Origin of the sequence: Paenibacillus sp. FSL L8-0435, assembly GCF_037965655.1 — a bacterium.
Classification (GTDB): Bacteria; Bacillota; Bacilli; order Paenibacillales; family Paenibacillaceae; genus Paenibacillus.
Genome location: NZ_CP150185.1, coordinates 6,789,891 through 6,803,074 on the forward strand (window position 1 = coordinate 6,789,891; position 13,184 = coordinate 6,803,074).

The 13,184-nt window shown below is 47.4% G+C and carries 11 protein-coding genes; 4 read left to right on the forward strand and 7 right to left on the reverse strand.

Annotated features, from left to right (window positions below):
• Positions 1-357: 357 nt before the first annotated feature.
• From NST33_RS30030 to NST33_RS30040, 3 genes are all read right to left on the reverse strand, one after another.
• A complete protein-coding gene (locus NST33_RS30030; protein WP_047841084.1) occupies positions 358-612 on the reverse strand; it encodes a hypothetical protein in 255 nt (84 codons plus the stop codon).
• 171 nt (positions 613-783) lie between these two features.
• Positions 784-2,133, reverse strand: coding sequence for a HAMP domain-containing sensor histidine kinase (locus NST33_RS30035; protein ID WP_339306183.1), 1,350 nt, complete (start codon positions 2,131-2,133; stop codon positions 784-786).
• Positions 2,133-2,810 (reverse strand): response regulator transcription factor, encoded by a 678-nt coding sequence (locus tag NST33_RS30040; protein WP_047841085.1) that lies wholly within the window; start codon positions 2,808-2,810, stop codon positions 2,133-2,135. Before NST33_RS30040 ends, NST33_RS30035 begins: the two co-directional genes overlap by 1 nt.
• Before the next feature lie 441 nt (positions 2,811-3,251).
• Between NST33_RS30040 and NST33_RS30045 the strand changes: the two genes are divergently transcribed.
• From NST33_RS30045 to NST33_RS30055, 3 genes are read left to right on the forward strand one after another with little or no spacing between them, the layout of a single operon-like run.
• Positions 3,252-4,070 carry a polyphosphate polymerase domain-containing protein gene (locus NST33_RS30045; protein ID WP_221819970.1) on the forward strand — a complete coding sequence of 273 codons (819 nt, stop codon included), beginning with the start codon at positions 3,252-3,254 and terminating at the stop codon, positions 4,068-4,070.
• A complete protein-coding gene (locus NST33_RS30050; protein WP_221819971.1) occupies positions 4,063-4,743 on the forward strand; it encodes a DUF4956 domain-containing protein in 681 nt (226 codons plus the stop codon). Before NST33_RS30045 ends, NST33_RS30050 begins: the two co-directional genes overlap by 8 nt.
• A 27-nt stretch (positions 4,744-4,770) precedes the next feature.
• On the forward strand, positions 4,771-7,077 hold the full coding sequence (locus NST33_RS30055; RefSeq protein ID WP_221819972.1) for a carbohydrate-binding domain-containing protein: 2,307 nt from the start codon (positions 4,771-4,773) through the stop codon (positions 7,075-7,077).
• A gap of 229 nt (positions 7,078-7,306) precedes the next feature.
• Here the strand turns inward: NST33_RS30055 and NST33_RS30060 are convergent, their stop codons facing one another.
• Positions 7,307-7,885: a class I SAM-dependent methyltransferase gene (locus tag NST33_RS30060; RefSeq protein WP_221819973.1), complete on the reverse strand. Its 579-nt coding sequence runs from the start codon at positions 7,883-7,885 to the stop codon at positions 7,307-7,309.
• Between the two features lie 26 nt (positions 7,886-7,911).
• The gene (locus NST33_RS30065; RefSeq protein WP_221819982.1) at positions 7,912-8,583 is read right to left on the reverse strand and encodes an FHA domain-containing protein; all 672 of its coding nucleotides are present in this window, start codon (positions 8,581-8,583) and stop codon (positions 7,912-7,914) included.
• A 234-nt stretch (positions 8,584-8,817) separates the two neighbouring features.
• On the opposite strand from NST33_RS30065, the gene NST33_RS30070 reads away from it, so the two are divergent.
• Complete coding sequence (locus NST33_RS30070) at positions 8,818-8,973, forward strand: hypothetical protein (protein WP_192135259.1); 156 nt, start codon at positions 8,818-8,820, stop codon at positions 8,971-8,973.
• Between the two features lie 371 nt (positions 8,974-9,344).
• Here NST33_RS30070 and NST33_RS30075 read toward each other — a convergent pair whose 3' ends face one another.
• Both NST33_RS30075 and NST33_RS30080 read right to left on the reverse strand, forming a co-directional pair.
• Positions 9,345-11,933, reverse strand: a complete 2,589-nt coding sequence (locus NST33_RS30075) for a DUF2339 domain-containing protein (protein WP_339306186.1) — start codon at positions 11,931-11,933, stop codon at positions 9,345-9,347.
• A 188-nt stretch (positions 11,934-12,121) separates the two neighbouring features.
• Positions 12,122-13,165, reverse strand: a complete 1,044-nt coding sequence (locus NST33_RS30080; RefSeq protein WP_339306188.1) for an LCP family protein — start codon at positions 13,163-13,165, stop codon at positions 12,122-12,124.
• Positions 13,166-13,184 lie beyond the last annotated feature (19 nt).

A 13,184-nucleotide genomic window follows, 5' to 3' on the forward strand; every position in this document is an offset into this window, starting at 1 on the left:
GCTACAATCTAAAAAGGCCTCAACACCACTGTATTGTGGAGTTGAGGTCTTTTTGATAGTACAACACTTGCCATGCAGAAGGCTGCATCTGTGAAAATGTCTTTTGAAACAGCCAGTTAACGCCTCGTTGCACCATGTGATCACTCTAACAAACCTAGGACACCTTATATCGGCTAAAAGCGCTTATTTCCCGAACTAACGAATCTCAGACACGCTAATTCCGCGGAAATGCTTTAACTGCATGGAAAAGTCCTAAAATCCAGAGAATAACACGTCTCAGATTCGTTACATTCCCAAGCGAGCGAGAAATACCCGAATAAGGCATGTCAGGTTCGTTAAATTTTGCGTACACTTAACTTAATCGACGTATCCCGCGTGACCCTTGTCCATCAAGTAGTCCATCTCAGCATCCAGGATGCTTTCCACGGTCAACTCATCCAGCTTCACATCTTTGCGACTAAGGATGTAGTCAGCCAGATCATCGCCGTCAATATCAACATCATTGCCTTTGGAATTTTCATGCGCCTTGTTGATGTACGCTTGCTCATGCTTCAGCACAAGAGCGATGTTCGCCTGGCTTGCCTTCGTTTTATCTGCAATATATTGCATCATTTCTTGCTCATTAATTGCGTTTGCTTCTGCCACGTCAGTTCATCTCCTTGATTCATACATACTGTTGCCATTGTAGCATAGGTTAACCCAATACAGGCAGAACTTATGCCTGACCAACGATTATAGAGCGGGAGCAAAGGATAAGTGTAGAGACAGCTCATCACTATGCCCCTACGACAACCGCACGTAAAATGTAGCGCCTTCTCCGACCACGCTTCGAGCGTACAGCTCTCCTTTGTGCTGATCCACAATGGAACGAGCAATCGCCAGCCCCAGACCATGCCCACCATGTTTGCGTGCTCTTGACGAATCGGTGCGATAGAATCGATCGAAGATCCGATCCAGATGTTCCGGCGCAATGCCTTCCCCTGTATTGGACACGGCTAGCACTACATCATTATTCTGTTTCTGGAGGGTGACGTTTACGGCGCCTTTTGGACCGGAATACTTCACCGCATTATCGAGCAGGATCAGAATGACCTGTTTGATCTGCTCACTGTTCCCATAAACCGTAAGATTCGGCTCAATGTTGTAATCGAGGGAGATGTTTTTCTCAAAAATAACGGCCTCCATCGGCAAAATAATACTCTCTACCGCATCACTCATATTAAACTTCGCATGAATCATCGTGGAGCGTGAGTCGTCCATCTGTGTCAGATAGAGCAGATCGTTCGTAAGTCCGGTCATGCGCTCGGTTTCCGACTTGATATAGTGCAGCCACTTCGCCTGGTTCGCTATGGTATCCTCCTGATTCGCGAGCAGTACGTCGGCATTGGTATTGATGATCGCCAGAGGTGTCTTCAGCTCATGAGAAGCATCACCGATGAATTGTTTTTGTTTCTCAAACGCTTCCCTAACCGGTGCAATGGAACGATTCGCAAAATAACGGCTCAAGAAGTAGATCACAATCAGCATAACCAGTCCGACAACTGCAAATGTATAGATCAGATTCGTAAGAATACCTTGTTGTGCCGTCACATCAATGAAGACAATCATATGCCCATCACCGCTCGGATCAACCACATAGGCCCAGTCCGTTCCATCCAGCGCAAATTGTCCAGTCTGCCGTCCCGAATCACCAACTTTATCTTGGTCAACCTTTTGCAACGCCGCGGTGTAGAACGTATCTTCCATATCAAAGCGGGAATGCGTATCCGTAATCTTCCACTGGTCATCCGTCTTGATCATGAACGAAACGGAACGTGCCGGAGGTGAGTTGGGATCACCTCCCGGGCCTCCATTATCACCACCCATGGCATCGGAGGGGAACGAATCTGAACCGGAACTTGAACCTGAGCCTGTACTACCCCCTGAACCGGAACCCTGTCCTTCCCCGCGCGGCATCTTGGATGAATTATAAGGACTGTGATAGAAATCGGACACCTTGTACAACTCCATATTGGTCTCACGTTGCACATTCTGATAAGTAATCGTATAGATCGTCGCAAATGCCACCAGCATCATAATGGAGATGGACACCAGATTCACGATCAGGAATCGATTTCGAAGTTTCTTAAACATCAGGACGTCACCTCAAGTACATACCCCACACCCCGAATTGTATTAATGCGGACAGCAGAGTTCAGGAAGGTTAATTTTTTGCGTAAAAAAGATATATATACCTCCACATTGTTATACTCCACTTCCGAATCAAATCCCCATAACTTCTCAATAATCTGCTCTTTGGAGGTAATCGCCTGTTTGCGGGCAATCAACAGCTCCAGCAGTTCATTCTCCTTCAGATTCAACTTGATCTCTTTACCCTGTACGCTTAGCTTCAACTGGGTTGTATTCAGCTCAATGTCGCCAAACTTCAGCCCATCCTCGGGAACCACTTCGCCCTTCCGCCGTAAAGCTGCACGAATCCGGGCCAGCAGTTCCTCTGTGGCAAAAGGCTTGGCGATATAATCATCGGCACCATAATCGAGGCCTGTGACTTTGTCCGATAGTTCACCCTTGGCAGTAAGCAGAATGACAGGCGTATGAATGCCTTCACTGCGAAGTTTCTTCAGGACGGTGATCCCGTCCATCTCCGGCATCATGATGTCGAGTAGTAACAGGTCGTAGATACCGCTCTGCGCATAATCGAGTCCTGATCTGCCGTCGTGGACCATGTCCACGGAGTAGTTATTTTTTTTCAAAATCTGCGATACAGCCTCTGCCAAATGAACCTCATCTTCCGCAATTAATATTCTCATCATCTATTCATCCCTCTGCTTGAATTATTCGTCTTCATGAACTCTGTATGGTATCACCTATTCTATCAATTAAACCTTGAATCAATCTTAATATTTTTTTGTGCAGCAACTATATAAATTGAACAAAAGAATATTTACACTTGCCACTACGATGACAGAATAACCTTCCAATCGCTGTTATCCCCAGATTTTTTGATTCCCTTTTGAGAGGTGAAAATCCAGGGATAAAGGCGAACGCTCCGCTTTTTCAGGTTATTTCTGTCCTCTCCGTTCTCGTGTAAATGTTTAGTTCAATTTTTATATTATAGGAAGGTAAAAAATGTTAACGCAATGTAAAACCATTTAAGATTCATTCAAGGTTGGGGCTCTAAGATACAGACATGGAAGCAATACACGATGCAACAAAACATACAACCCACCGACGAAAGGACTGAGTCCCACATGGCTATTGAAGTATTCAACCGATATGAGAGCAAGTATCTTCTGACGGATGAGCAGTACGCACATTTCTACAATGACCTGCTGAAATACATGGAGCTGGATGCCTACAACAAGAAACATGAGTACTACTCCATCAGTAACCTGTACTTCGACACTCCGCAGGATTCGCTGATCCGCGCCAGTCTCTCCAAACCAAAATACAAGGAGAAGCTGAGACTGCGGGCTTATGGAATACCTGAAGAGAATGCCAAAGTGTATCTGGAGATCAAAAAGAAAGTATTTGGCCTGGTGAACAAACGCAGAACAGCCTTGAAGTTGGATGAAGCTTACGAATTCGTTCGTTCGGGACAGGCACCGGAGCTCGCGGATTACATGAACAAACAGGTTGTCGAAGAGATCAAATATTTCCTCCGGGTATACGATCTGGAACCGAAAGTGTATCTGGCGTATGAGCGCAAAGCACTCTTTGACAAGAACAGCCGGGATCTCCGCATTACCTTTGATACCAACATCCGCAGTCGTAGATACGATCTGAAGCTGGAACAGGGAGATTACGGCGAACCGCTGGTGAAGGACGGTCGATGGCTGATGGAAGTAAAAGCCGAGAAAACCGTTCCGCTGTGGCTGTCGCAACTGCTCTGTGAGCATGGTCTATACCGCACCGGATTCTCCAAATACGGTAACGAGTACAGACACCTGGTGAGAACAACCAACCTGAATTACCAGACAGAGCGCATTCTTGTACCAGGTACCGATTTCAACCCATCCATAGAACAAGATAAAACGATTATAGAAAGAGAGCGTGTCCTATATGCTTGATTCACTGTTCAGTTCAGCCCTAACCGATACCAACCTGACGTTTAACAACGCAGTCATTACTATTGGTCTTGCCATCATTCTGGGATTGGTCATCAGCCTCACCTACATGAAGACTAACCAAAACACATACTCCCAGAGCTTCACCTTAACGATGGTTGTCCTGCCCGTCATTGTCGCTATTATCATCCTACTCATCGGCAGCAACATCGCACGAGCTTTCAGCCTGGCAGGTGCCTTCTCGATCATCCGATTCCGAAGTGCCCCTGGTGATCCAAAGGACATTGCTTACGTATTGTTCACGATGGCTTCCGGTCTTGCTTGCGGTGTAGGCGCTTTTGGATACGCGGTTCTGTTCACCATTATCCTGTGTGTACTGATGTTTGTCCTGAGTCGCTTCAACTTCGGCGGCAAGAAAAGTCAGCTGAAAACGCTGAAAGTCACCATCCCCGAAAACTTGAGTTATGAAGAAGCACTTAATGAAGTGTTCCATACATTCAATGTACCTTTTGATCTGAAAAAAATCAGAACCACTGAACTCGGCAGTCTGTATGAGCTGGTCTACAGTGTAACCATTCACGAAAGTGTTAGCCAAAAGGAATTCCTCGATGCGATCCGCACACGGAACGGCAACCTGGATATCTCGTTAACCATGAGTCCAACAACAGAATATTAATTTTTAATTCGAAGGGAACGATCTAATATGAAGAAAAACATGATAACAGGCAGCAAACTTTGGTCCATCGCCATGATTACCAGTCTACTCGCAGCATGCAGTTCACCAGCAACGACAAGCACAACGGCCAATGCCGCAACGTCAACGACAGGAACAACCAAAACGGTATCTGTCAGCGAGCAAACTTCAGTAAAATATGCAGATCTGGTCTCTCTGGATGCTGACGATACCAATATTATCTGGAGTGAGGCGGATTCCACAGCGATTAAACTGAATGGCACAACTGCAACGGTGACTGGTTCGGGTGCCAAAGCAGCGAATGGTTCGGTAACCATCTCCGAAGCAGGTACTTATGTACTTAGCGGTGAGCTAACGGATGGCCAGATCATGGTTAACGTTGCCGATAAGGGCACTGTACATCTCGTATTAAACGGAGCAACCATTCATGATAACGACAGTGCAGCGATCTACATTCAGAAGGCTGGTAAAGCGGTGATTACGCTCGAAAAAGGAACCAAGAATACCATTTCCGATGGTAAAACGTATGTGTACGCCGATGCTACGATAGATGAGCCGGATGCTGCGATCTTCAGCAAAGCGGATCTTACGTTCAACGGTGCAGGTCAATTGACCGTCACAGGTAACTATAATGAAGGTATTACGAGCAAGGATGATCTGAAAGTCATTAGCGGTAACATCAGTGTCAAAGCAGCCGATGACGGCATCAAAGGTAAGGATATGGTCGCTATTCAAGCGGGTACGATTACCATTCAAGCCGAAGGCGACGGTATCAAATCGACCAATGACACGGATACCACCAAAGGTTACGTTGCTATCGCAGGAGGTACCTTCGATATTCAAAGTGGCAACGATGGTATTCAAGCCGAAACCGCACTTGTTGCGGATGGAGGCACATACAACATTGTAACGGGCGGCGGTAGTGCCAATGCACCAGCCAAAGTTGAAGAAGGTCCATTTGGCGGCGGTGGCGGTGGATGGGGCGGCGGCACACCACCAACAGATATGGGCACACCACCAGATGGCGAACCACCTGCGGATATGCCAGAGATGCCTAATAACAGCGGTACAAATGCAGGTGCTAATACGAATGACGCAGCAGCATCCAACTCTGCCAATGCAACAGCAACAACGGATAACAATGCTGATGCGGACACTGCTACAACAGCAACGGAGTCCACAAGTGCCAAAGCACTCAAAGCAGGAACAGACCTTACAATTAATGGCGGTGCGTATACCATTGATTCCATGGATGATTCCCTGCACAGCAACAATAACGTAACCATCAACGATGGAACATTCAGCATTGAATCCGGTGATGACGGCATCCATGCCGATCAGGCCCTTACGATTAACGGTGGAACCATCACCATTGCGAAGAGCTACGAAGGACTTGAGGGGGCAGTCATCACCCTGAACGATGGGGATGTGGATGTAACAGCATCCGATGATGGCGTAAATGCTGCAGGTGGCGAGACGGAAACAGCTGCGAATACAGCGGCAAGTACAGATAGCGCTACTACAGCAACCGATGCCGCAACGACTTCCAACATCTCTGTAACCGAAACGACGGGCACAACATCAACTACCGATCAGGCATCCCAAGGTACAGCTACTACTCAGCAAGGACGTGGACCGGGCGGTATGGGCGGTGCGGCAGCGAGCAATAACGAGTTCCACATTAACGGCGGTACACTCACGGTGAACGCAGGTGGTGACGGACTGGATTCCAATGGTTCCATTAACATGACTGGTGGAACGGTTATTGTGAACGGACCGACGGATAGCGGCAACGGAGCACTGGATTATGACGGCACCTTTGAAATCAGTGGTGGATACCTCGTGGCTGCCGGAAGCTCTGGTATGGCACAAGGAACATCCGATGCGTCTACGCAAAACACCATTGTGATGACATTCCCTGCAACGCAAAAAGCTGGAACACTTGTACATGTACAAGACAACGAAGGCAACAACATTCTGACATTCGCTCCGGCAAAAGATTATCAAACCGTGGTTGTCAGCTCACCGGATCTTGCAAAAGATGGTTCCTACGTGGTCTACTCCGGTGGTACATCAACAGGTAAAGCGGTAGATGGACTCTACACAGACGGTACGTATAGCGGTGGAACTCAAGTGGTTGCCTTCCAATCGACAAGCAATGTAACTTGGGTCAATGAATCTGGTGTAACTACAGCCAATTCAGGTATGGGTGGTCCAGGAGGAGGCCGTGGTCAAGGTGGCTTCGGAGGCGGCAGAAACAGATCCCAATCCGGTACAACATCCGACAGCACAGGCACTACCGATTCTGCAAAATAATACGTGCGGTAAACAATAATCAAGCAATCTCTTGCCCCAACTCAAAGGCGAGACAAAAAGGCCCCGAATCACTTCATAGTGAGTTCGGGGCCTTTTTCGTATCCTCATTCTTACGTGGTATCTGCATTACTATGATATGAAGCGCACTCTTTCATCCATTAACGTTATGGCAGAAGGTTTACAGCACTCCAGCTGAGTAAACCTGGTGATCACTTTCCTGTTCTTTTCTTTAAAAGGAATACACGTATACCTTGGTACGCAGGGCATCCCGGCATGTAATAGTACGTAGTGGTTCTTTTCCTGGCAGGGCAAAACAGACGCTAATCACCTTGGCACCCGGCGGAAGCTCTCGACTGAACTTGTCCAGAAGCTTAGTCATGGCACCCGGAAACAGATAACAGATCACACAATCCGCATGTTCATAGGAACTGGTGTAGATATCCCCGCGCATGAAGCGCAGCCTGCCCTTGAGAGAGTACTTTTTTCCCTTGGCTCGACGTAAGCGAACACTGAAATAGGCAATCAGTTGGGAAGACCATAAGGGAATTCTCGAATTCTCAATCCCGGTAAGCCTTTTACCAGGGCAGTGTCTTACAACATCCAATCCCAATGTGCCCCATCCGGAGCCTGCTTCAAGCACATCCCCGTACCCGGGAATACGGTTTACCTCTTGAATGACCACCTGTCTGACACGACTGGATGTGGGCATCGGGGAAATCCCGTTTTTCCAACTCACGAGTACGATCGATATGACACCGATCAATGTCACCACGGCAATCAGCCATGGAATCAGGTAAATGATGAACATGAACTCATCCCTTTGTTATCACTCATTCATTCCGGCACATGAGACTTCATATATACACCTTTTTTATATACAGACTTGATGGTAAAATGTACACCCAGCTTGCGATTCGTCCGATAGATTAGCGAGTTAATCTCGTCGATCCCCACCGCTTCACTCTCCAGCATGCTCCGCTCCGGCCACACCTGAGCCACAATCTGCTCTCGGGTCACAAAATGGTCCAGTTCACTATACAGCAGCTTGAACAGTTGATACTCCTTCTTGGACAGCGGAATCTCCACTTCACCGATCTGCACGGTTTGCAGGTGATCCTGCAAGCGTACACCCTCACCCAGCAGATCCGACACCCGATATTCCCTCGTCTCTCCAAGATCCCCTTCAGCGCGAAGCTGGATCAGTCCGTTGACCAACGTCAGGCTATCGCCCTCGCTAAACGGATATTTCTCATAGGGAACGAGGCGCTGCCCATTCAGTTCGGTACCATTTTTGCTATCCAGATCCTCAATCCATAGCTGTTGCTGTACATCATAATGAATGCGGCAATGCCGCTTCGATATCATCTGATTATAGATAGACAAGTCCAATTCACTTCCGCCTGTGTAACGTCCCACCGTAATGGAGCGACCTTGGCTTACATAAGCAAATGAGCCGTCACTTTCCTGTCCTGGCGTACGAATGACGATTTTTGCCGTCTCCCGCATGTTATTCTCCCACCTTCAATGATCACTCACTCGATCTCTATAAACATTTCATAACAATAATGATAAAATCATCAGATTTGTTCCATTGTTTGCACCGCTATAGTTCAATATAGTGGTATACAGGAACGATTTATGTTCGGTTCTACTCACTCTACTATACCAGACGTTGTGCTTTTTTTCTCATGACGGCCGGATGTCTACTTTTAGCTCATTCAACAAGAGAGGTACCTTCCTATGAACAAAAAAAATATTTTCATATACGTGTTACTCGCCTTTGCCCTATCCATGACATTAACTGTGCTCTCCCGTATGAATGATGATGGCGGAGAACCACTGAAAGGCACCTCAGCTGCCGAAACCTCATGGTTACAAATGAAGATCCAACCCTAAGTCTACTCTATTATAACGTGATCTCTGCGCAAAACGTTTCACGAATGTCATATTAGGCTAAGCCATAGACTCATATCAATAAGGCCCCAGATTGCTGGTAACAGCAACCCGGAGCCTCATTTTAATCCAGAAAATCTATATTACACGACTTATTTCACAGAGCGAAGTGAAGTGGACAGCGGACATTCCCACCATCCGCACTCACGTCATTGCCGCTTCTTTCTCACGCCGAATTTCCTCCACGCATACACGATAAGAGCTACAGGGCCACCAAGCCATAACAGTTGCCAAAGCATGATTTTCAGGTCAAATCCCACTTCGAATCCCTCCCCATATAATCGCAAATGCTACTTCTATCGTTCGTATCCAAGTTAGTCTTGGTCTTCCTCAGGCACATTCGGCTCGTCGTCAGGCTTCGCTACCACTCTGGACTGTACTTCCTCCATCCGGCTGGACACCTTCTGATACAGGTAAGAGATCCCAAGCAGTAGTACGCCAAAGCTAAAATAGGCAAAGATTTTGCTGCCCGAGGTGAGCATCCCCACATCATAGAACACCATCTTCCCCGTAGCGAACAACGTTAGTCCTAGGCCCAGACGCCGAATCATGACATATTTTCTACGGAATCCATAGGCAATATAGAGAATCGCCAGCAGCAGATAGATCAGGCTGAACATCAGCCCCACATCGCCCCATTGGAACTGAATCGTCAGGAAGACGGTGATGACACCCAGCAGATACACCCCTGCGATAACCGGGTACCATTCAATGCTCTTGAACTGCCCGCGGATGCCTGCAATCAGCAGATCCCTTCCTGCAAAGAATACCCCTACGTTAAAGATAATTAGCACCAGCAAACCAATAATCTCCGCCGCCGTATGCTGCTGAACTTCCGGCTGAAGCGCTGGCATGGTTAAGGTTACGGCCAGTGCAATACAGCAGCCAATAGCATGCAAGAAGGTGGTATACACCTGCACGTATCGATCACGCAGCAGCTTCACCTTGTTCAGTCCATAGGCCAATGCAATGGTGAGCGCTGCGAACATGAGCAACTTGTAGAACATGTATAACAGGAACGTCCCATCGACAGCTCTGGTATACAATTCATTCGACTCATACAGCACGTATAACCACAGATTCGCAAGTGTTACATACTTGAACCCGTTCAGGAAACCCAGCTCCAGCGCGCTGTAATTGAATCTCTCCCTGGAAGATGAGTTGCCGTGGACTGCCCAGGCATAATAAAGTGTAATAAGTAAGGTTCCCAGCGTGATGCTGGAGTATTTTAACATAAAGTAAGAACGTTCCCCGATGAAGAATAGCGCCAGCAGATCATAGTACACAAAAGTGATTAGACATAGAAGCACAATGCCCCATCCAGCACGTTCCACCGATTTGAGCCGTTTTAGATGTCCTAGCGTGACCAGCAGAACGCCTTCAATTAACCAACCCATCGATAACCACTTGGCCCCGAATTGGAACGGAATAATTAGAATGGCAAAGGTCAGGGAAGTGACATAAAAGAGCAGAATCGTCTGTTTCTCCTGAACCATATGGCGCTGGACGAATCGTGCGAGGCCCAGATACACCACGCAGAAGATCAACGCCAGTAAACCCTGAGCATCATTCCAACCCGCCACATCAAATAATACGTATAACATCAGACAACTAATGCTCGTATTCATGGCGAGTAGAGCGAAATCCCACCAGGTTAACTTCATCCGGTGTTTGAACGGATATGCCAGCGTAATGCCTAGATATAATGCAAACGTCACAATGGAATACAACATGCCAATCTTCTCACTTGGCGACAGCCATAATAGGATGAGCATGGATGGTGTGTTGAACAGGAAACTGATATAGTGCACCACTGGCCACCGTTTGCCAAACGAAATGAACACAATAATGCCGTTTAAGAGCAGCAGATAGATCATGGCTACATAGACAGCCGGACCTTCGAGTCCGAACGAGAACATGTAGGAGAATAGCGGAAGATATCCACCCACCAAACCTAGTGAACAGATGGTCTTCGACTGGTATCTCAAGGACAATAATACGGAGATTGCCGATACCAATACAGACAGGGCAAGTCCCGTATATAACCCGATAATATGCAGTAAAAAGTAACTATAGAAGACAGAGCCGAACAACACGGATATCCCACCGCCGAGCAGCCCCATCGCAAACGTCTGTCTTTTGCGGCGGAACAGCCACTCTCCTCCAGCGAGCATCAGTGCACCGAGCAGGAAAAAGGCTCCGCTCTTCATCTCGTCATTAAACCAGGTCGAGTACGAATATTGGAACGCTGCTCCAACCCCCAGAATGAGGAGCAAGATGGCTACTTTGTTGATCCAGCTGAGTCCAATCTTCATCTCCATGCGATTCTGCTTGATCCGGCGTTGAATAGTCTCTTCGCTCAACCCTTCCTCCGCCATATGCTCATATCCACGTTCCATGTGCCCACGCAGAGCCTCTTCTCTATCCCGTACGGCTCGTCTGTGCGATTCAATACGCTCATTCACCTCTGCCGCAAGGTAAGCAATCCTCTCCTTTACCTCATCGGAATCCTCTTGCAACTCCTGTGCCGCCTGGTTGTACAGCGCGTTTAGATTGGATTTGGTTCGATGTTCATGGAATGCAATTCGATCATTATGTACTGCTGTTTTCCCTTGAAAATAGGTCTCCATCTTCTCCCAGGATACCCGGATCAGATTCAGCTTCTCATCCAGCATCTGTTCAGATAACGCCATGCGAAGACGTGCATTCTCTTCTTCCATCTTGCGCGAGCGAAGTTCAAGCTGGTGCAGCTTGAGCTTATGGGCTTCATACTGTTCCTGTAACTGTTCATTCTGAACGATCAGGTCATCGGACTGGTATTCCTGGAGCAAGGCATGATACTCCTTCGCCAGCTGTTTCTGCTGCTCCTGAACCTGTTGAAGCCGATCCTTAAACTCCTTCATGAGCTTCCTCCGTTGGTTGATGTTTAATCTTTTCCCTATATTTTACTATATGTATGCCATAAAAAGAGGTTTAAACATTAGATATATCTGTTCAATATTTCATCCGTAGGATCTCAAACGCAAAAAAGCCGGGAAGCAACTGCTTCTCCCGACTTATATTCATATGAGCTTTGCACAAGAATGGATGCTTATGCCGCATCACTCGTCTCTGATTGGTCCGCTGACTCGGGTTCAATAATCTCAGTCGCATCCGGGTCCAGCCAACTGGCGATCATGCCACGCACATATTGCAGATCGTCCTCCGACAGATCGTAGTACCATGTGCCACTGCGCGTTGCACCCTCACCCTTCAGCATATAATTGCTGATCGTTGGTATGCTATCTTTCATATATAAGGACTCGGCAAATTTCACGATAAAGTCCGAGGTCATGTTAGTTGTAAAATTCGATCCGGCAATCTGGATTACGTCCGGGATCTTGGTCAGATTTTTGACTTCCAGCGCACGATTCATGAAGGCGCTTAAGAAAATCCGGTGACGCATCGTCCGATTGAAATCGGAATCTTCCCGGTAACGCACATATCCAAGCGCTTCTTCGCCGTTATAGATCGGTTTATTCGCTTCAACAAACAGCTTCTCATGAATTTTGAGCTTGTTCTCAATGTTCTTTTTGATCGGCAGTTCCACACCACCCACCGCATCAACAATATCCTTGAGCCCGTTAAAATTAATCGCGGCATAGAAATCCACTTTGTTCCCCAGCAAATTCTCCACCGTATCCATCGCCATCTTGGCTTCACCATGGGCATACGCTGAGTTGATCTTCGACTTCACATCCCGGCCGACAATCTCGGTATAGGAATCGCGTGGAATGGACAGCAGCAGCACTTTATTGTCTTCTGGACGCACGACGGAATAGATGATGGTATCCGAACGGCTTGGTTCGTTATCCCGTTGGTCAATACCCAGCAGCAACAGCGAGAATGGGTCGGTATGTTCCACGACAGGGGCATCCTTATCGCCAGCTGGTACAAAGGAGTCATCCAAGGCTTCCTTCACCGTAGCTGAAGCGAACATGTTAAAGGCAAACACGACGAGTTGCTTTTGATAGATAAATCCGAGTCCTCCCAACACAAGCAGCACACTTAGGGTGATGATCAATGGTTTCTTCCATTTCTTCTTCGGGTTCTTCGGCTTCCGTCTTGTTAAATGTGCAGCACTGTTTTCCATCATATCTCCTTTAATAACGGGT

Coding starts and splice junctions, on each gene's coding strand:
- NST33_RS30075 (WP_339306186.1), bottom strand. CDS start 11,933: ATGAAGGAGTTTAAGGATCGGCTTCAACAGGTTCAGGAGCAGCAGAAA.
- NST33_RS30030 (WP_047841084.1), bottom strand. CDS start 612: ATGATGCAATATATTGCAGATAAAACGAAGGCAAGCCAGGCGAACATC.
- NST33_RS30055 (WP_221819972.1), top strand. CDS start 4,771: ATGAAGAAAAACATGATAACAGGCAGCAAACTTTGGTCCATCGCCATG.
- NST33_RS30045 (WP_221819970.1), top strand. CDS start 3,252: ATGGCTATTGAAGTATTCAACCGATATGAGAGCAAGTATCTTCTGACG.
- NST33_RS30035 (WP_339306183.1), bottom strand. CDS start 2,133: ATGTTTAAGAAACTTCGAAATCGATTCCTGATCGTGAATCTGGTGTCC.
- NST33_RS30080 (WP_339306188.1), bottom strand. CDS start 13,165: ATGATGGAAAACAGTGCTGCACATTTAACAAGACGGAAGCCGAAGAAC.
- NST33_RS30050 (WP_221819971.1), top strand. CDS start 4,063: ATGCTTGATTCACTGTTCAGTTCAGCCCTAACCGATACCAACCTGACG.
- NST33_RS30060 (WP_221819973.1), bottom strand. CDS start 7,885: ATGTTCATCATTTACCTGATTCCATGGCTGATTGCCGTGGTGACATTG.
- NST33_RS30040 (WP_047841085.1), bottom strand. CDS start 2,810: ATGAGAATATTAATTGCGGAAGATGAGGTTCATTTGGCAGAGGCTGTA.
- NST33_RS30070 (WP_192135259.1), top strand. CDS start 8,818: ATGAACAAAAAAAATATTTTCATATACGTGTTACTCGCCTTTGCCCTA.
- NST33_RS30065 (WP_221819982.1), bottom strand. CDS start 8,583: ATGCGGGAGACGGCAAAAATCGTCATTCGTACGCCAGGACAGGAAAGT.